Source organism: Marilutibacter aestuarii, assembly GCF_006546775.1.
Lineage (GTDB): Bacteria > Pseudomonadota > Gammaproteobacteria > Xanthomonadales > Xanthomonadaceae > Marilutibacter > Marilutibacter aestuarii.
This window is the reverse complement of the sequence record NZ_VICE01000044.1, coordinates 19,495-38,534: the sequence shown is the minus strand read 5'-3', so window position 1 is coordinate 38,534 and position 19,040 is coordinate 19,495. Positions and strand designations below refer to the sequence as shown.

Here is a 19,040-nt window from a genome sequence, read left to right as displayed (position 1 = left end):
GACCCGGCAGCCATGCCGCCGCAGCACCGTCGCCACGGCGGAAGAGGCTTCAGGACGCGGCGATGCGCAGGACGTCGTCCAGCAGTCCGGCCGCGGTGACCTCCGCCCCCGCCCCCGGCCCCTGGATCACCAGCGGCTGATCGCGATACCGGTCCGACCATATCGCGACGCGGTTGTCGGTACCGGCGCCTCCGGCCAGCGCATGGTCCGCCGGCAGCGACTCCAGCCCGACCCGGGCCCGCCCCTGCTCCAGCCGCGCGACGAAGCGCAGCACCTCGCCGTTCTTGTAGGCCTGGGCGTAACGCTGGCGCAGCAGCGGATCCAGTCGCGGCAGGGCGGCATCGACCTCGCCGCGCCCGAGCGCGGCCATGTCGGGCGGCACCAGCGACGTGACCTCGACCGCCTCCTGCTCGAGCGCGACGCCTGCAGCGCGCGCGAGGATCAGCAGCTTGCGACGCACATCCTCGCCGGAGAGGTCCTCGCGGGGATCGGGCTCGGTGTAGCCTGCATCGCGCGCATTGCGCACGAATCCCGAGAAGGGACGCAGGCCGTCGTAGTGGTTGAACAGCCACGCCAGCGAGCCCGAGAGCACGCCGGCGACGGCATGGATGCGGTCGCCGCCGGCCCGCAGATCGCGGATCGAACGCAGCAGCGGCAGGCCAGCGCCGACCGTCGCGGCATCGCCGTACTGGCTGCCGCCGCGCGACTTCGCGACCTCGACCGCCTGCCATCCGGCCAGCGAGGTGCCGCGCGCGAGCTTGCAGGCGGTGACTACGTGGATGCCCTGCTCCAGCCAGGCCGCGTGGCGGGCAGCCACCTCGGCACTGGCCGTGGCATCGACCACGATTGACTTGCCGGCGCCTCGCAGGGCCGCTGGGACGTCATCGAGCCGACTGGCCTGGTCGCTGCCGTCGAGGCGCGCGCGGGCCAGGCCGGGCGCCAGGCCCGCTTCGCCGTCCACGGCGCGACGCGAGTTGGCGACGTGCGCCAGTTGCAGGCCCGGCGCGAAGCCGCTGTCCTGCCAAGCGGCCAACCGCGCGAGCACTGCGCTGCCGACGGTACCGGTGCCCAACAGGGCCAGGCGCGCTTGCGCCACCGGACGCGGGATGGCCCCTCCATGGGCCGGCGAGGTGCGCAAATCCTCGACCAATGCATTCATTGCGCCACGCACTCGCCTTCAAGTTTGCCGATCGCGACCACGTTGCCGCCGGCCGCCAACGCGCGGTCGAGCGCCGCATGGATGTCAGCCACGAGGTCGTCGGCGTGCTCGATGCCCACCGAGAGGCGCAGCAGGCCATCGCCGATGCCGGCCGCCGCGCGGGCTTCAGGGCTCATCGCGGCATGCGTCATCGTCGCGGGGTGGGCGACCAGGCTTTCCACGCCGCCGAGCGACTCGGCCAGGGTGAAGCACTGCAGCCCGTCCACGAAGGCACGCACCGCCGCCTCGCCGCCCTTGATGTCGACGCTGAGCATCGCGCCGAAGCCGCTCTGCTGGCGCGCCGCCACGGCATGGCCGGGATGTTCGACACGGCCGGGGTAGTGGATCGCCTCGACGGCAGGATGCGATTCGAGCAGGTCAACGATCGCAAGCGTGTTTTCCTGGTGCACGCGCAGGCGCGCGTCCAGGGTGCGCAGCCCGCGCAGGGTCAGGAAACTGTCGAACGGCGAGCCGGTCAGGCCCAGGCAGTTGCCCCACCAGGCCAGCTTCTCGCCGAGCGCCTTCTCCCGCGCCACCACCGCGCCACCGACCACGTCGCTGTGGCCGTTGATGTACTTCGTCGTCGAATGCACGACCACGTCGGCATCGAACTTGATCGGTTGCTGCAGCACCGGCGACAGGAAGGTGTTGTCGACCACCGCGAGCGCGCCGCTGGCATGCGCGGCCTCGATCACGAAGCGCAGGTCGGTGACGCGCAGCAGCGGATTGGATGGCGTCTCGATCCACACCACGGCCGGCTTGGCGGCCAGCGCCTCGGCCAGCGCGCGCGGGTCGGTCAGGTCGACGGTCAGCAGCTTGAAGGCGCCCTTCGCGGCCAGCGCGTTGAACAGCCGCCAGCTGCCGCCGTAGGCGTCGTGCGGCACGACCAGGGTGTCGCCCGGCTGCAGGCAGGCGTGCAGGACCAGGGTGATCGCCCCCATGCCGGTGGCGGTGACGACCGCGCTGTCGCCGCCTTCAAGCTCGGCCAGCGCCTCGGCGAGCAGGTCGCGGGTCGGGTTGCCGCTGCGGGTGTAGTCGTAGGTGCGCTTGTCGTTGAAACCGGCGAAGCTGAAGTTCGACGACAGCACGATGGGCGGCGTCACCGCGCCGTAGGCGGTGTCCCGGTCGATGCCGGCGCGCACGGCGGCGGTACACAGGCTGCGATGGCTCATGCTGCGTTCTCCTTGCAGACGTCCTGGAGGGGGGAGTGGAGGGCGTGGCGGAGGATCTCGCCGATGTCGACGACCTCCTTGAGGAATGCGTCGTGGCCGTACGGCGAGCGGATGACGCGGAGCCGCGCCGCGACCGGCAGCGCGTCGACCAGGGCATGCGCGTCGGACAGCGGGACCAGACGGTCCTCTTCGACCGCGACGACGGTGACCGGCACGCGCACGGCCGCCGGATCCACCGCCTGCAGGTCGATCGACTCCGACAGTCGCAGGTAGGCGGTCGGCGAGCTGCGGCCGACGAAACGCGCGGCGCAGTGGTCGAGGTAATCCTCGGCGCCCACGCGCACGCGCCCGTCGACGACGCGCGCGGGAGCGAAGCGCGCGTCGAACTCGTCGGGGGTGCGGTAGCTCAGGATCGCGAACTGGCGCGCAAGCCCGAGGCCGTGCGTCTCGTCGCACTGAAGCGCGCCGAGCGCGACCGCGCGGCGCTGCAGGGCGCGCCACGCGCTGGCATAGGGGTGGGCTCGGTGGAAACCGCTGATCGCGACCAGCTTGCCCAGTCGCACGCCGTGCAGGGCGGCGAACTGCAGGCCCACCATCGCCCCGTACGAGCAACCGACGAAGGCCTCGAGGCGGGCGATGTCGAGGCGATCGAGCAGCGCGGCGATCGCGTTGGCCTGGTCGGCCGGGTCCAACGGCACGTCCAGGGCGCCATCGGCGCCCAGCCAGTCGAAGGAGACGATGCGGTGCCGTGTCGGGTCGAGCGCCTGGCCCTCCCCGCCCTGCGCCTGCCACCAGCCGGCCTCGGGATGGGCAGCACTGGCCGCGACGTGGCGGTCGGCGGAGATGCCGCCGCAGACGAAGATCGCCGGAAGCTCGAGCGCCCCCACGCTCTCGTAGCGAAGGGTGACCGCGCGCCGGCCGGCGTGGCGCAGCTCCAGCTCAAGGGAAATCTCGCCACGAAGGGCGAGCGGCGCGCGCGGCGCGACCTCGAGGCAGGCGTCGCTGGCCTGGCACGCGGCGTCGGGGGTGGAAAGCGGGAAGGCGTTCGAACTGTGGGCGAGGCTCATGGCGGACATCCGATATGACGGGGCCATCGAGCCAGACGTACATCGCGCCGGCGAACCGGGCACGCAGCACGACCATCTTCCGGGGTCCCGGCGCATGCAGCTACGTCGTGGACCACCGCAGGAATTGGCACCTTGTGCAGCTTTCGCCACACCGGTTGCCCCGACGTCAAAGGGCCTGTCCCTCAGTCGGTCTCGATGGATGACGCACAGTCTGCACCCGGCCGGACATGCATGTCAATCGCTTTATTGCGATGAAAGGATTGATTGATCCTGCCTCCCCATCCGGCCCCGCGCCGACACCCACCACGGTTTCCCGAATACACTTCCCGACGATGAACAGCCGACTGACCACAGCCGCCACCCTCCTGGCCCTGCTCGCGCTCGCCGCCTGCTCCACCGCACCGGTCACCCGCGAAAGCTCGGGCAGCAGCCGGAACGCGATGCCGATGGCCGGCACGCATCCGACCCTGAACATCCCCGAGACCTTCGTCTCCGATGTCCTCGAGGGCGAGGAACTGGACTCCCTGGCGACCTGGCCCACGCCCGATGGCGGCACCTGGCTGATCGCCACCGCGAAGGCCAGCCATCGCCTGCACGTGTTCGACGGCGATACCGGCGCGCCGCTGCGCGTGTACGGCGCCAAGGGCGATGGCCCGGGGGAGTTCAAGCGCCCCAACGGCATCGCGGTGATGGGCGACCTGCTGTTCGTCGTCGAACGCGACAACCACCGCGTGCAGGTGCTGGCCTTGCCGGACTTCACCCCGTTGGGGACCTTCGGCGCCGACGTGCTGCGCAGTCCCTACGGGATCTGGCTGCACGAGACCCTGCCGGGCGAGTACGACGCCTACGTCACCGACAGCTTCATGTACGGCGACAAGTACGACCAGGTCCCGGCGTGGGACGAGCTCGACGAACGGGTGAAGCGCTTCCACGTCGCGCGATCGCCCGACGATGGAGGCGTGGTCGCGCAGTACCAGGGCGCATTCGGCGACACCTCGCCCGAAGCCGCGCTGCGCATGGTGGAATCGCTCGCGGGCGACGCCGCCAATGGCCGCCTGATGGTCGCCGACGAGGACCGCCGCCACGTGTCCACGCTGCGCGAGTACACCCTCGACGGGCGCTATACCGGCACCAGCCTCCCTGACGCGACCTTCGGTGCCGAAGCCGAGGGCGTGGCCCTGTGGAACTGCCGCGATGGCGAGGGCTACTGGGTGGCCGTGGACCAGTTGGCGCCGCTGACGGTGTTCCTGCTGTTCGACCGCAATACGCTCGATTACGTCGGCAGCTTCGAGGGCGACACCACGTCCTATACCGACGGCATCACCCTGCACGCGGCGCCGACGCGCGCCTTCACCGGCGGCGTGCTGTACGCGGTCCACGACGACAAGGCGATCACCGCCTTCGACCTTCGCGAAGTCACCCGCGTGCTCTCGCTGGAGCACAATTGCACCGATTAAGCGGCGCAACCGTCGCCTCCGCTTCCCGCCTCCACTGACATGCCCTCCCCACGCCCGCCCCTGTTCGCCACGTGCGCCGCACTGCTGGCGCTGTGGCTCGCGCCGGGGCCCGGCCGGCTGGAAGCGGGCACGGTCTATCGATGGACCGACCGCAATGGGATCACCCATTACGGCGACCACCAGCCGGACGCGCCGGCCACGCCCGTGCGCGAGATTCCGGTCCACGCCGAGCCCGGGGCGATCGCGCGGTTGCGGGTGGAGCCCGACGGTGGCCGCTACCTGGCCTGGGCCGACAACACCCTGGACGGCCCGATCGAGGTGATGCTGCATTTCAGCCAGAGCAACAACATCATCGGTGCCCCGGCGCTACCCGCGCGCGCCACGGTGCCCGCCCACGGCAGCGCCCTGGTGTCTGTGCTCAGTGCCGCAACGCAGGGCCGCGGCGGGAGTTTCGAGTTGCGCATGGACAGCCTGCCCGGCGATCCGAACGCACGGCCCCGGGACGTCGAATACCTGATGCCCCTGGAGACCGCCGCGCTGGACATCGAGCAGGGCTACGGCGGCAGCTTCAGCCACGCCGACCCGGAGAACCGCCATGCGATCGACTTCGGCGCCCCCATCGGCACGCCGGTCCTGGCCGCCCGCGCGGGGCGCGTCATGCAGGTCGAGTCCGGCTTCGACCGCGCCGGCCTCAGCCAGGAAACCTATGGCGGCCGGGCCAACTACATCCGGATCCTGCACGACGACGGGACGATGGCGCTGTATGCCCACTTGAAGGCCAATGGCGTGCACGTGCGCGTTGGCCAGCAGGTCGAGACCGGCCAGCGGATCGGCCTGTCGGGCAACACCGGCTTCACCACCGGCCCGCATCTCCACTTCGTGGTGCAGGTCAACCGGGGCATGCGCCTGGAGTCCCTGCCGTTCCGCATGCGCGGCCCGGCCGGCGCGCTGCGCTTCAGCGAACCCCGCTAGCAGGCCCCGCGGCCGTACAGGCCCTATAATCCACGCCCCTGCTTGCCTTCCGGGCGCCCGTGCGCCCCGCCCGTATGTCCGACGTTTCGCTCCAAGCCGCCCGCCGCCGCACGTTCGCGATCATCTCGCACCCCGACGCCGGCAAGACCACGCTCACCGAGAAGCTGCTGCTGTTCGGCGGCGCCATCCAGATGGCCGGCTCGGTCAAGGGCCGCAAGGCCGCGCGCCACGCGACGTCCGACTGGATGGCGCTGGAAAAGGAGCGTGGCATCTCGGTCACCAGTTCGGTGATGCAGTTCCCCTATGGCGACAGCATCGTCAACCTGCTCGACACCCCCGGCCACGCCGACTTCGGCGAGGACACCTATCGGGTACTGACCGCCGTGGACTCGGCGCTGATGGTGATCGACGTGGCCAAGGGCGTCGAGGAACGCACGATCAAGCTCATGGAGGTCTGCCGCCTGCGCGACACCCCGATCATGACCTTCATCAACAAGCTCGACCGCGAGGGCAAGAACCCGATTGAGCTGCTCGACGAGGTCGAAAGCGTGCTCGGCATCCAGTGCGCACCGATCACCTGGCCGATCGGCATGGGCAAGCGACTCAAGGGCGTGGTCCACCTGGTCTCGGGCGAGGTGCACCTGTTCGAACAGGGCCGCAACTTCACCCGCCAGGACTCGACCATCTTCGCGTCGATCGACGACCCCGCGCTCGAAGCACGCATCGGCGCGGCGGCGATGGCCGAACTGCGCGAGGAGCTCGAGCTCGTGGAGGGCGCATCCCACCCCTTCGACCTTGGCAAGTACCTGGCCGGCGAACTGACGCCCGTGTTCTTCGGCTCTGCGGTCAACAACTTCGGCGTGCAGTTGTTGCTGGACTTCTTCGTCGCGCACGCACCGTCCCCGCGGCCGCGGGAGACGACCACGCGCGAAGTCGGTCCGACCGAAGGCAAGCTCTCGGGCTTCGTGTTCAAGATCCAGGCCAACATGGACCCGCAGCACCGCGACCGCGTCGCGTTCATGCGCGTGTGTTCGGGCCGCTTCAACGCCGGCATGAAGGCCTTCCACGTACGCAGCGGCAAGGAGATGAAGCTCGCCAACGCGCTGACCTTCATGGCCAGCGACCGCGAGATCGCCGAGACGGCCTATCCGGGCGACGTGATCGGCATCCACAACCACGGCACCATCTCCATCGGCGACACCTTCACCGAAGGCGAGAAGCTGTCCTTCACCGGCATCCCGAACTTCGCGCCGGAACTGTTCCGCCGTGCGCGCCTGCGCGACCCGCTCAAGCTCAAGCAGTTGCAGAAGGGCCTGGCCCAGCTGTCGGAGGAAGGCGCGACGCAGTTCTTCAAGCCGCTCATGAGCAACGACCTCATCCTCGGCGCGGTCGGCGTGCTGCAGTTCGACGTGGTCGCCTACCGCCTCAAGGACGAGTATGGCGTGGAGGCGAGCTTCGAGCCGGTCAACGTGGCCACCGCCCGCTGGGTGCGGTGCGCCAACGAGAAGAAGTTCGAGGAGTTCCGCGACAAGAACGCGGTGAACCTTTCGGTCGATGCCGCCGGCGAGTACGTGTACCTGGCGCCGACCCGCGTCAACCTGCAACTGGCGCAGGAACGCGCACCGGACGTGGAATTCCTCGCCACCCGCGAGCATGCCCACGCGGTGTCGGTGGACTGACGGCCCCGCGCAGGCTCAGGACTCGATCAGGTGGACCCAGTCAGGGTCCGGCTGGTCGAGGTCGAAGTACTCGAAGATCAGGTGGATGCGGTCCGTCTCGCCGGCATTCTGCACGGCATGCACGCCCATGTTGTTGACCTCCACCGCCTCGCCTTCGGCGAAATGGTGGCCAACGCCGTCCACGTAGAAGGTCACCTGTGGGTTGGTCAGCAAAGGTACGTGGATCTTGTGCGGCCACTTCGCCGCCGGATTGGCGTCGCGATGGGGCTTGATCACCCCGCCCGGCGCCATGCGCGCGAGCATCACCCGCGGGAAGTCCGCCCGGGCGTAGCCATACGGGGCCACGGCCTGGTCCAGGATCGGCGCCAGCAGGCCGCGCCACGCGTCCCACAGCGGCCGGTCGTGCGAGCCGCGCCAATCGCGGAAGTCGTCGACGAAGCGGAACACGATGTGGCGGGTGCGGTCGAGCGCGTCGAAACGGTTCGGCTTGCCGGCGTTCTCGGCGTCCCAGGTCGCCTCGGGTATCGCCAGCACCGCCTCGCGCAGCGCCGCGACGTCGAGCACGCCCAGGCGGCGGACCGACGTGGTCTTGCGCGGATTGGGGTACACGCCGATGGGGGCCTGGTCGTTCAAGTCGGGCTCGGGGGCATCGTCAGAAAGCGTAATCGAACAGTTCCAGGTCGCGGCGATAGAGTTCGGCCACGCCATCGACCAGGGTCGGGTCATAGTAGTCCCGGTAGCGGGCATGGCGCGAGGCGTTGACCTGCCCCAGCGGCGCGGCCGGTATGCCGATGCGCGCGCAGATGGCGTCGTACGACCCCTGCATGTCCTCCACGCGCCCGACCATGTCGGCCAGCAGTCGCCCATCCTCGCCGACCAGGAAGGAATGCTGGGGCTGGAACAGCACGTGCTGCATGGGCCGCAGCCTGAACAGCACGTGGTGCATCACCTCCCGCGGCTGGCGCTCGAAGCTGCCGTCGGCGCGCGTCATGAAGGCGCAATAGGACACGAATCGATCGAAGGGATTCCGCACGAAGGCGAACTTGAAGTACGAGGCGAAGGCCTCCTCCCCCAGGTACGGACGCACCTGGGCCAGTCCCAGGTGACCGTGCGAGATCGCGGCCAGTTCGGGCCACGGGAAGCGCTTGTTGACGAACAGGCCCACCTGCTCGAGGTCGTCCGGCCCCATGTGTTCGCGCAGGGCCTGGCGCACCGAATGCGTCCCTGTCTTGGGAATGGCGGCGAACACATAGCGGTGCAGGTGGGAAATGATCATCGGCGACGGCATCGGGAACCGGGCGCCATCATAGAGGATCGCCAGCGGCCGGCGGCGCTCGCACATTCGGTGGCGCACGGTAGGATACGGGCATGGACGCCCCCGGCCTGACCCCTGGTTCCCCGCTCCCCTCCGCCGCGGAAACCCGCGAGGAGTGGGCCAATGCCCTGACCCACGGACTGGGGGCCACCGCCGCCCTGGCCGGCGGGTCGGTGCTCATCACACTGGCAGCGGTGCACGGCGATGGCTGGCAACTGGCCGGCGCGATCGTGTTCGGCATCTGCCTGTTGCTGCTGTACGTGGCCTCGACGCTGTACCACGCCGTCCAGCACCCGGTGGCGAAGGCGCGACTCAAGGTGTTCGACCATTGCGCGATCTACCTGCTGATCGCCGGGACCTACACGCCCTTCACCCTGATCGGGCTGCGCGGCCCCTGGGGCTGGGGCCTGTTCGCGGCCATCTGGTCGCTGGCGCTGGCCGGGGTGGTCTTCAAGCTGATGTTCACCGGCCGCTTCAAGCTGCTCTCGACGCTGATCTACATCGCGATGGGTTGGCTTGTCATCGTCGCGATAAAGCCGCTTCTCGGCGCGCTGGACGCCTGGACCTTCGGCTGGCTGCTCGCCGGCGGCGTCTGCTACACGCTGGGCACGGTGTTCTACCACCGCCCTTCGCTACCCTACTCGCATGCGATCTGGCACCTGTTCGTGGTTGCCGGCAGCGTTTGCCACTTCATTGCGGTGACCGCCCAGGTGCTGCACACCGGCGATTGAGGCTGCTCCCGGCGTTCGCGCCCAAGGGCGAGACCCAAGCGCTTCATGAACGGCGCCTGCGCGGCTTCACCCGTGCTTGATGCCCGCCTGTCGATGGTGGGGCCACGCTTCCATGGCGAGCCCCGATGCCCCGACCGTCGCACCCAAGGTACACCCCGTGAGCACACCTCCCGCCACGCCTCCGACGCGGCAGGTCGCCAGGTCCTGGCCGCGCGTGCGCCTGGCGTGGTGGGTACTGGGGGCTTTGGCGCTTGCGATCGTGCTGCTGCTCCTGCTCTGGGACTGGAACTGGTTCAAGGGACCGCTCGAGCGCCGGGTGCACGCCGCGACGGGACGTGAGCTCGAAATCGCCGGCGACCTCGACGTCGAACTGGGCTGGACGCCGACGGTACGCGCCGAGCGGGTGCGCTTCTCCAACGCCGACTGGTCGGAGGCGCGCGACATGGCGCAGGCCGAGCGCGTGGAAATCGACCTGGCGCTGTGGCCCCTGCTGTCGGGCACGGTGCGCCTGCCCGGAATCCGCCTGCAACGCCCCGTTCTCAGACTGGAGACCGGCCCGGAAGGGCGCGGCAACTGGCGCCTCGACACGACGCCCGGCGGGCGTTTCCACACCGAGTTCCGTCGCATCGAGATCGATGCGGGCCGGTTGCACTTCCTCGACGCCGGCCGCGACACCGATATCGAGGTGTCGGTGCAGACCGTCGACGACGCGGCCTCGCCCTCGCCGCCGATCGTGGTCGAAGGCCAGGGCCGCTGGCAGGGCAATGCGTTCGCCCTGGAGGGACGCGCCGACTCGCCTCTTGACCTGCGCGATGCCGACAGTCCCTACCGCATCGACGCACGGGCCACCGCTGGCGCCACGCGCGCGCATGCCCAGGGCACCCTGCTCGACCCCTTGCGCCTTCGCGGCTTCGACCTGCAACTGGCACTCGCCGGGCGCGACCTCGCCGATCTCTACCCGCTGATCGGACTCGCGATCCCGCCGACACCGCCCTACACGCTCGACGGGCGCTTCACACGGAAGGGCACCGTGTGGCATTACGACGATTTCAAGGGCAAGGTCGGCGACAGCGACCTGTCCGGCGATGCCAACGTCGACACCGCTGGCGAGCGCCCCTACCTGCGCGCGAACCTGCAATCGAGCCGGCTGGACTTCGACGACCTCGCCGGTTTCGTCGGCGGCGCCCCGCAGGCCGGTGGCGGCGAAACGGCCAATCCCGAGCAGGCTCGGGAGGCCGCGGCCCAGGCGGCGCGGACCCGGGTCCTGCCCGACACGCCGTACCGGCTCGACAAGCTGCGCACGATGGACGCCGACGTGCGCCTCAAGGCGGACCGCATCAACGCCCCCCGCCTGCCGCTCGACGACATGGTCGCGCACCTGCTGCTCGAGGACGGCGTGCTGCGCCTGGACCCGCTGGACTTCGGCGTCGCCAATGGCCAGCTGCGCACCACCCTGCTCATGGACGCCCGCGAGGACACGCTGCGCACGCGCGCCGACATCCAGGCGCGCGGGCTCGACCTCGCCCAGCTGCTGCCCACCGTCGAACTCGCCAGCAATGCGATCGGCAAGGTCGGCGGACAACTGCGCATCGACACCACGGGCAATTCAGTGGCCGACATGCTGGGACGTGGCGACGGCGAGGTCCTGGTCGGCATGGGGCGAGGGTCGATCAGCAACCTGCTCATGGAGATGGCGGGCATCGACCTGGCCGAGATCATCAAGTTCGAGCTGACCGAGGACAGGATGATCCCGGTGCGTTGCGCCTTCGGCGACTTCGACCTGGAGGACGGGGTCATGACCGCCAACAGCCTGGCCTTCGACACCACCGACACCCTGCTGCTGGGCGAAGGGACGATCGACCTTCGGCAAGAGCGGCTCGACCTCACCATTCGCCCCCGACCCAAGGACCGCAGCCTGTTGAGCCTGCGCGCGCCGCTGAAGCTCGACGGCAGCTTCCGCTCGCCCTCTATCCGGCCGGACATCGGCGCCCTGGGCCTGCGCGGCGCGATCGCCCTGGCGCTGGGCAGCATCACGCCGCCGGCGGCGCTGCTGGCGACCATCGAGACCGGGCCCGGCGAGGACAGCGGTTGCGGCGGGCAGTACGCGAAGTGATGGGCGCGCCGGTCCTCCGGCGAAGGCCGGGTCAGCTGGCGATGTAGCGCTGCAACTGGTCGAGTTCCAGCTGCTGGTCCTCGATGACCGCCTTGACCAGGTCGCCGATCGACACCACGCCTTCCACGTGCCCGTCGCGCACCACTGGCAGGTGGCGGATGCGCCGTTCGGTGACGCTGACCATGCAGCGGTCGACCGTGTCGTCGGGACCGACGGTGAACACGTCGGCGGTCATGATCACGCTGACCGGCGTGGTGGACGAGGCACGCCCATGCAGGACGACCTTGCGTGCGTAATCGCGCTCGGAGACGATGCCCGCCAGCCGGGGGCCATCCATCACCAGCACCGCGCCGATGCCCTTCTGCGCCATCAGCCGGATCGCGTCGACGACCGGGGTATCGGGCGCCACCGAATGGATGTCAAGTGACTTCGCTTCGAGCAGTTGTCGAACGGTCCGCATGTCCGCCTCCTTCAACGCCGTGGTCGTGGCCCGAGGATACTCCTGTTGCCGGGTGCCACGCGTCGACGAGGTAGAGCGGACGCTGCTTGGCCTCGTCGTACAGCCGGCCTAGGTATTCGCCGATCAGGCCCAGCGCGATCAGCTGGATGCCGCCCAGGAACAGGATCACCGCCATCATCGTCGGCCAGCCGGCGACCGGATCGCTCCAGAAGAAAGCCTTGACGATGATCCACACCCCGTAGGCGAAAGCCGCCGCGGCGGTCGCCAGGCCCATGTAGGTGGCCAGGCGCAACGGGGCGGTGGAGAAGCTGGTGATGCCCTCCAGGGCGAAGTTCCACAGGCGCCACAGGTTGAACTTGCTCACGCCGGCGACGCGGGCATCGCGCTCGTAGGGAATCGCGACCCGGTTGAACCCCACCCAGCCGAACAGGCCCTTCATGAAGCGGTGGCGCTCGCGCAGTTGGCCCAGCGCGGCCAGCGCACGCGGCGACAGCAGGCGGAAGTCGCCGGTATCTGCCGGGATAGGCGTCTTCGACAGGCGTCCGATCACCCGATAGAAGGCATGCGCGCTGGAACGCTTGATCCAACCCTCGCCGGCCCGCTGGATGCGGGTGCCGTGGACGTCGTCGAAGCCTTCGCGCCATTTGGCCACGAAGCGCGGGATCAGCTCCGGCGGGTCCTGTCCGTCGGCATCGAGGATCAGGGCCGCGCCGGCCTCGATGCGGTCCAGCCCCGCGGTAAGTGCGGCCTCCTTGCCGAAGTTGCGCGACAGGCGCAACAGGCCGACCCGCGCGTCCGCCGCGGCGAACGCCTGCAGCAGCGCCCAGGTGCCGTCGCGGCTGCCGTCGTCGACGTAGAGCACGCGGGCGTCGACGCCCTGCTCGCGCGCGAGCGCGCCGAGCACGCCCATCAGGCGGGGATGCAGCACCGGCAGGCTGTCGGCCTCGTTGAAGGCGGCGATGACGACGGTCAGCATGTCCCGGGCGTGCGATTGGCTCATGCGCTCAATGGTAGCCCGTCAATGCCTGCCGGGCGCAGCCGCAGCAGGGGCGGCAGCGGTCAGTCCAGGCGCTCGAGGTAGCCGACGCCGCCGATGTTGCGCATCTGCCGCTGGATCGACGCGGTGCGGCGCTGCACGTACGGCCCCGGCCGTGCGGCGCTGTAACGCCGCGGGCTGGGCAGGACCGCGGCCAGCCGGGCCGCCTGCGCGGGGCCGAGACGGGCCGCGTCGGTGCCGAAATACGCTTGCGCCGCCGCCTGTGCGCCATACACCCCATCGCCGAACTCGGCGACATTCACATACACCTCGATGATCCGCCGTTTGGGCCACATGGCCTCGATGAGGACCGTGTACCAGGCCTCGATGCCCTTGCGGACCCAACTCCGGCCGCTCCACAGGAACAGGTTCTTCGCTGTCTGCTGGCTGATCGTGCTGCCCCCGCGTACCCGCCCGCCGCGCTCGTTGCTGGCCATTGCCTTCTCGATGGCCTGCATGTCGAAGCCGCGGTGTTCGGCGAAGCGCTGGTCCTCCGATGCGATCACCGCCAGCGGCACCTGCGGGGAGATCGCGTCCAGGTCCCGCCACTCGTGGGCGAGACGGTAGCGCCACTCGCCCTCGCCCCAGGCTTCGAGCTGGCGGCCCAGCATGAACGCCGAGACGGGCGGGTCGACGAAACGCAGCACCAGCACCTGCACCACGCTCAGCAGCAGCAACAGCAGGGGCAGCCGCCAGAGCCAGTGCAGCCAGCGCCGGCGCCGCCGCGGTTCAGCGATTTCCCCTTGTCGACGATCCACGGCGCCCTCATCTTGTTCGGCCAGGTACAGGCGGCGGCGCACCGGCGCGGCCCGCGCCCCGTCCCCACTCCCGTCGAGACCATGATGAGCGATACCACTCCTTCCCGCCACGATTGCCAGAGCCGCTTCCTGATCGAGCAGGCCGGGGTCCGCGGCGTGCACGTGCACCTGCGCGACAGCTGGCAGCGCATCGTCGGCCAGGACGACTATCCCGCCGCGGTCGCCGAGCTTCTTGGCGAGGCCACCGCCGCCGCCGCGCTGTTCACCGGGCATGCCAAGGTCGACGGCAGGCTGTCGGTGCAGTTGCGGGGCAATGGCGCCCTGCGCACGCTGTTCGCCGAATGCACCGCCGCCGGCACCCTGCGCGGCATCGCCCAGGTGGCCGAGGGCGCCCAGCCCTCCCGGGACCTGCGCGAGCTCGGCCCCGACGCCCTGCTGGCGATCACCATCGAGAACCCGGCCCTGGGCCAGCGCGAGCCGATGCGCTACCAGGGCATGGTCGAGCTGAGCGCCGACAACCTGGCCGGTGCCTTCGAGGACTATTTCATCCAGTCCGAGCAGTTGCCGACCCGGCTCATGCTGGCCGTCGACGGCGAGCGGGCCGCGGGGCTGATGTTGCAGAAGCTGCCGGGCGACGAGGGCGACTCCGATGGCTGGACCCGCGCCGGGGCGCTCTTCGACACGGTCGTCACGGACGAACTGCTCACATTGCCGGCAGAGACCTTGCTGGCCCGCCTGTTCCACGAAGACGGTGTCCGCATGCTGGGGCAACGTCCGCTGGCCTTCGCGTGTTCCTGTTCGGCCGAGCGGGTCGAGTCGATGCTGGTATCCCTGGGGGAGGCCGAGGCTCATGCGGCCGCGGCCGATGGGGAGGCCCACATCCGTTGTGAGTTCTGTGGGCAGCAATACCGTTTCAGCCGGGACGAGATCGACCGCCTGTTCGCCACCCGCTCCGCCTCGATGGAAGCGCCGGACCGGGCGCAATGACGCGGTCACGTCGCTGCAACAGGAATGTGTCGCACTTCAAACTACCGACCGGCGGCGATTGTTAAACGAAAATTAACGATTTATAGTCTGAATCCGGAATAAAGGAACTCTTCCAGCCTTCGCTGGTCCCAGCCAACGATGCACGCGCGCCTGCTCCAGCTACCCCTCGCCCTGATGCTCGCCCTAGGCGTGGCGACGGGCGCGCGCGCGCAGGAAAGCCGGCCCGGAGCCGCGGGCGATTCCACGGTCCTGCCGGTCCTGAACAACGCCAACGGCAAGCTCGAGGCCGTGCTCCTGCTCGAGCCCACCGGCGGCCAGGGCAACACCGCCCGGCTGCGGTTCGGCGGCAACAACACCCTGGACGCGGCCTTCGGCCTGTCCGCCGGCAACACCCTGGGCCTGGTCTGCGACCGCAAGACCGGCCTGGCCAGCGCCATAGGCAACCTCGCCAACCACTGCATGCTGGCCTCCCTGGACCAGGATGCACGCTCCGGCGGTAGCCAGCAGGCCACCCTCGGTGCCTCGTTCGGCAATGCCGACCGCCGGGTGGGCATGCTGCTGGGCGAAGGCCGGGACCAGCTGCCGGCCTGGCTCAGCCCGACCGGCCGCAACAGCAGGTATGACCAGAACACACTTACGCTCTACGGCCAGAAGAACATCGGCCGCGAGGCCACCGTGTCCATCGGCGGCACCTGGGCCAAGGCCCGGCTGATCCCGGCCTCGGACCTGCCGGTGGGCTTCAGCGAGCGCTGGACCAGCAAGAGCCTCACCCTGGGCGCCGAGGTGGGCAACTTCGGCGCCAACATCGTCGGTCGCGTGGTCGACATGCCCGGCCAGCCCGGCCAGTGGGAAGGCCTCGGCATCGGCCTCACCTGGCGCACGCCATGGAGCGGCCAGCTCAGCGTGGGCGCCGAAAATGTCATCACCCGGGGCAAGAATCCGTTCGCGCCGAATTCCGCCGAACAGGACGAAGGGACCGTCCCCTACGTGCGCTACGAGCAGGACCTGTAGCGGCACGAATCACGAAAATTCAACATTTGGCCTTATCAAGCCATTGATTTTTAAAGAGAAACCGTCCTTAACAGGGCGGTTTTTTTCGTTTGTTAACGACACTTTAATTTTTCGGCCAAGGGGGCTACTATCGGCTCCGACCTTGCCGTATTTGGCGTCTTTCTTGACGCTGGCGGCGGGTTCCCATGGGAAACCAAGACTGACTTGGAGAGAGAGATGACCTTGAAGACCACCCAGCTCCGCGACGCGATTACCTTCGCACTCGCCGTGGGCGCCACGGCTGCTGCCGGAACGGGCGTTGCATTCGCCCAGGACAGCGAAGAGCAGGCCACCACCCTCGATCGCATCGAGGTGACCGGTTCGCGCATCAAGCGCACCGACATCGAAACCTCGCAGCCGATCTTCTCGCTCTCGCGCGAAGACATTTCGGCACAAGGCCTGACCTCGGTCGGCGACGTGATCCAGAACATCAGCGCCAACGGTTCGACGCTGAACACCACCATGAACAACGGTGGTAACGGTGAAACCCGCGTCAACCTGCGCAACCTCGGCTCCAACCGCACCCTGGTGCTGGTCAATGGCCGCCGTTGGGTCGGTGGTACCGGTCTCGGCGGCGCCGTCGACCTGAACACCATCCCGACCGCCGCCGTCGAGCGCATCGAGGTCCTGAAGGACGGTGCCTCCTCGATCTACGGCTCCGACGCCATCGCCGGCGTCGTCAACGTCATCCTGCGCCAGAACTTCGATGGCGCCGAAGCCAACGTCTACCTCGGCCAGTTCGACAAGGGCGACGGCGCGACCGAAGCCTACGACTTCATCGTCGGCAGCACCGGCGACCGCTGGTCGGCCATGATGGGCGTGGGCTACGTCAAGCAGGACCCGGTCTGGGCGGGCGACCGCGAGATCTCGGCGGTGCCGGTCTTCGGCTCCACCCCGGGCCTGGGCGGCAGCTCGACCACCCCGGATGGCCGTTACTGCATCCTGGACACCACCACCTTCGCCTGCGCCAATCCCGACGGCGCCTATGGCCTGTGGAAGGCCGACCCGAACGACGGTCGCGGCTGGAGCGAGTGGGCCGGTACCCCGGACAACTTCAACTTCGCCCCGCTCAACTACCTGCTGACCCCGCAGGAGCGCACCTCGGTGTTCGCCAGCGGCTCGCTGGACATCAGCGACAACCTGCGTTTCAAGAGCACCGTCACCTACAACCAGCGCCGCTCCGAGCAGCTGCTCGCCGCGATGCCGGTGGTGGTGGGCTTCCCGGGCGCCCCGCAGGCGGCCGACATCGTCATCAGCGCCGACAGCATCTACAACCCCTACGGCCAGGACATCAACTGGATCCAGCGCCGTGCGGTCGAGACCGGTGGCCGTTCGTTCAAGCAGACCGTCGACACCTTTGCGTTCGACGGCGCCTTCGAAGGCAGCTTCGAGGTCGGCGAGAAGTTCTTCGACTGGGAAGCCGGCATGTTCTACGGTGAGAACCGTTCGAACGACGCGACCAACGGCCTGCTGACCTACACCGCCATCCGCAACGCGCTTGGCCCGTCGATGCTGGTGGGCGGCGTTCCGACCTGCGTCCAGACGCCCGGCGATGCCAGCACCGCGATCGCGGGCTGCGTCCCGGCCAACTTCCTGGGCGGCGCCAACAACGGCTCGCTGACCCCGGAGATGCTGGACTACCTGACCTTCGAAGCCCACGAGCAGCTGGGCTACAAGCAGAAGAGCTACTTCGCCAACATCGGCGGTGACCTGTTCGACCTGCCGGGTGGCCCGCTTGCCTTCTCGTTCGGCCTCGAGCACCGCGAAGAGTCCGGCTACGACCGTCCGGACGCGCTGATCGCCGCCGGCGACACCACCGGCAACTCGCGTACGCCGACCTCGGGTAGCTACTCGCTCGACGAAGCCTACCTCGAGCTGGCCATCCCGGTGCTGTCCGACGTTCCGGGCGCCCGCCTGCTGGACTTCAGCATCGCGACCCGTTACTCGGACTACAGCAACTTCGGCGACACCCTCAACAGCAAGTTCGGTTTCCGCTGGAAGCCGATCGACGACCTGCTGATCCGCGGCAACTGGGCCGAGGGCTTCCGCGCGCCGTCGATCAACGAGCTGTTCCAGGGCGTGGGCGACAGCTTCCCGACCATCAGCGATCCGTGTAACAACGTGAACTGGGGCAACCTGAGCGCAGCCGCGCAGAACCGCTGCGTCGCCGATGGCGTCCCGACGGGTGGCTACAACCAGGTCAACTCGCAGATCCGCATCAGCGTCGGCGGCAACCCGAACCTGCTGCCGGAGAAGGCGACCAACCAGACCCTGGGCTTCGTGTACAACCCCAGCTGGCTGGAAGGCTTCGACATCTCGCTGGATTGGTGGAAGATCGAGCTCGAGGACACCATCACCACGTTCTCCGGCAACTTCATCCTCGATGACTGCTACGAGAACGGCAATGCGCAGGCCTGCGGCCTGATCACGCGTGGCGGTGGCGGCTTCATCACCGACCTGCTTGCGGCCGGCCTGAACATCGGTAGCCGTGAAGTCGAAGGCTACGACATGACCATCGGTTATCGTCTGCCGGAGACCTCGTGGGGCAAGTTCTCGTTCGTGTGGGACAGCACCTACATGTCCAAGTTCGAGGACAACAACGACGGCGACAACCAGGTCGGCGAATACTTCGATCGCAGCAACAACTGGCGCATCCGTTCGAACCTCATGACCCGTTGGGAAATGGGCGATTGGGGTGCGACCTGGGCCCTGCGTTACTACGACTCGCAGGTCGAGGACTGCTCGGGCTACAACGCTGCCAACACGCAGCTGCTGTGCTCGGATCCGGACCGTCGTACCGCTGAAGGCCCGGCGCCGCGCAACAAGCTCGACGACACCTTCTACAACGACGTCAGCGCTTACTGGAACGCGCCGTGGAACGGCCAGATCGCTGTGGGTATCAACAACATCTTTGACGAGGATCCGCCGTTCTCGGCTTCGACCTTCGCCAACAGCTTCGATCCCCAGTACGAAGTCCCGGGCCAGTTCTTCTACATGCGCTACACGCAGAAGTTCTGATCGACCCGATCTTGCGTTACCTTGCTA

At 68.6% G+C, this 19,040-nt stretch carries 16 protein-coding genes and 1 riboswitch; of the genes, 8 read left to right on the top strand and 8 right to left on the bottom strand.

Going from position 1 to position 19,040, the window contains the following annotated elements:
* Positions 1 to 49 precede the first annotated feature (49 nt).
* The 3 genes from FKV25_RS04600 to metX are packed head-to-tail and all read right to left on the bottom strand — an operon-like array spanning position 50 to position 3,437.
* Positions 50 to 1,159 (bottom strand): homoserine dehydrogenase family protein, encoded by a 1,110-nt coding sequence (locus FKV25_RS04600; RefSeq protein ID WP_141517623.1) that lies wholly within the window; start codon positions 1,157 to 1,159, stop codon positions 50 to 52.
* Positions 1,156 to 2,370 (bottom strand): cystathionine gamma-synthase, encoded by a 1,215-nt coding sequence (gene metB / locus FKV25_RS04595; protein WP_141517622.1) that lies wholly within the window; start codon positions 2,368 to 2,370, stop codon positions 1,156 to 1,158. Before metB ends, FKV25_RS04600 begins: the two co-directional genes overlap by 4 nt.
* Entirely contained in the window at positions 2,367 to 3,437 is a 1,071-nt protein-coding gene (metX, locus tag FKV25_RS04590) for a homoserine O-succinyltransferase MetX (RefSeq protein ID WP_141517621.1), read from the bottom strand. The genes metB and metX overlap by 4 nt, the downstream gene beginning before the upstream one ends.
* A 69-nt stretch (positions 3,438 to 3,506) precedes the next feature.
* A riboswitch (SAM riboswitch) is annotated at positions 3,507 to 3,639 on the bottom strand.
* 130 nt (positions 3,640 to 3,769) lie between these two features.
* Here metX and FKV25_RS04585 point away from each other — a divergent pair.
* The 3 genes from FKV25_RS04585 to FKV25_RS04575 all read left to right on the top strand — a co-directional run bounded on the left by FKV25_RS04585 (position 3,770) and on the right by FKV25_RS04575 (position 7,545).
* Positions 3,770 to 4,894: a phytase gene (locus tag FKV25_RS04585; RefSeq protein WP_170218528.1), complete on the top strand. Its 1,125-nt coding sequence runs from the start codon at positions 3,770 to 3,772 to the stop codon at positions 4,892 to 4,894.
* Between the two features lie 39 nt (positions 4,895 to 4,933).
* Positions 4,934 to 5,866: a peptidoglycan DD-metalloendopeptidase family protein gene (locus FKV25_RS04580; RefSeq protein ID WP_141517619.1), complete on the top strand. Its 933-nt coding sequence runs from the start codon at positions 4,934 to 4,936 to the stop codon at positions 5,864 to 5,866.
* Between the two features lie 74 nt (positions 5,867 to 5,940).
* On the top strand, positions 5,941 to 7,545 hold the full coding sequence (locus FKV25_RS04575) for a peptide chain release factor 3 (RefSeq protein ID WP_141517618.1): 1,605 nt from the start codon (positions 5,941 to 5,943) through the stop codon (positions 7,543 to 7,545).
* A 15-nt stretch (positions 7,546 to 7,560) separates the two neighbouring features.
* On the opposite strand, the gene FKV25_RS04570 is transcribed toward FKV25_RS04575, so the two are convergent.
* Both FKV25_RS04570 and FKV25_RS04565 read right to left on the bottom strand, forming a co-directional pair.
* Positions 7,561 to 8,178: an aspartyl/asparaginyl beta-hydroxylase domain-containing protein gene (locus FKV25_RS04570; protein ID WP_211345369.1), complete on the bottom strand. Its 618-nt coding sequence runs from the start codon at positions 8,176 to 8,178 to the stop codon at positions 7,561 to 7,563.
* A 19-nt stretch (positions 8,179 to 8,197) separates the two neighbouring features.
* Positions 8,198 to 8,821: a sulfotransferase family 2 domain-containing protein gene (locus FKV25_RS04565; RefSeq protein ID WP_141517617.1), complete on the bottom strand. Its 624-nt coding sequence runs from the start codon at positions 8,819 to 8,821 to the stop codon at positions 8,198 to 8,200.
* A 92-nt stretch (positions 8,822 to 8,913) separates the two neighbouring features.
* Here FKV25_RS04565 and trhA point away from each other — a divergent pair, with 92 nt between their 5' ends.
* Together trhA and FKV25_RS04555 are read left to right on the top strand one after the other, a co-directional pair.
* On the top strand, positions 8,914 to 9,591 hold the full coding sequence (gene trhA, locus FKV25_RS04560) for a PAQR family membrane homeostasis protein TrhA (protein WP_141517616.1): 678 nt from the start codon (positions 8,914 to 8,916) through the stop codon (positions 9,589 to 9,591).
* Between the two features lie 112 nt (positions 9,592 to 9,703).
* Positions 9,704 to 11,704 carry an AsmA family protein gene (locus FKV25_RS04555; RefSeq protein ID WP_141517615.1) on the top strand — a complete coding sequence of 667 codons (2,001 nt, stop codon included), beginning with the start codon at positions 9,704 to 9,706 and terminating at the stop codon, positions 11,702 to 11,704.
* Between the two features lie 31 nt (positions 11,705 to 11,735).
* Here FKV25_RS04555 and FKV25_RS04550 read toward each other — a convergent pair whose 3' ends face one another.
* The 3 genes from FKV25_RS04550 to mtgA are packed head-to-tail and all read right to left on the bottom strand — an operon-like array spanning position 11,736 to position 13,958.
* Complete coding sequence (locus tag FKV25_RS04550) at positions 11,736 to 12,164, bottom strand: CBS domain-containing protein (RefSeq protein WP_141517614.1); 429 nt, start codon at positions 12,162 to 12,164, stop codon at positions 11,736 to 11,738.
* Entirely contained in the window at positions 12,124 to 13,164 is a 1,041-nt protein-coding gene (locus FKV25_RS04545) for a glycosyltransferase family 2 protein (protein ID WP_141517613.1), read from the bottom strand. The genes FKV25_RS04550 and FKV25_RS04545 overlap by 41 nt, the downstream gene beginning before the upstream one ends.
* 59 nt (positions 13,165 to 13,223) lie before the next feature.
* Positions 13,224 to 13,958 (bottom strand): monofunctional biosynthetic peptidoglycan transglycosylase, encoded by a 735-nt coding sequence (gene mtgA / locus FKV25_RS04540; protein WP_141517612.1) that lies wholly within the window; start codon positions 13,956 to 13,958, stop codon positions 13,224 to 13,226.
* A gap of 84 nt (positions 13,959 to 14,042) precedes the next feature.
* Between mtgA and hslO the strand changes: the two genes are divergently transcribed.
* The 3 genes from hslO (at position 14,043) to FKV25_RS04525 (ending at position 19,013) form a co-directional block, all read left to right on the top strand.
* The gene (gene hslO, locus FKV25_RS04535; RefSeq protein ID WP_141517611.1) at positions 14,043 to 14,945 is read left to right on the top strand and encodes an Hsp33 family molecular chaperone HslO; all 903 of its coding nucleotides are present in this window, start codon (positions 14,043 to 14,045) and stop codon (positions 14,943 to 14,945) included.
* 174 nt (positions 14,946 to 15,119) lie between these two features.
* Complete coding sequence (locus FKV25_RS04530) at positions 15,120 to 15,956, top strand: XOO1806 family protein (protein WP_211345370.1); 837 nt, start codon at positions 15,120 to 15,122, stop codon at positions 15,954 to 15,956.
* A gap of 216 nt (positions 15,957 to 16,172) precedes the next feature.
* Positions 16,173 to 19,013 (top strand): TonB-dependent receptor plug domain-containing protein, encoded by a 2,841-nt coding sequence (locus FKV25_RS04525; RefSeq protein ID WP_141517609.1) that lies wholly within the window; start codon positions 16,173 to 16,175, stop codon positions 19,011 to 19,013.
* Positions 19,014 to 19,040: the final 27 nt, after the last annotated feature.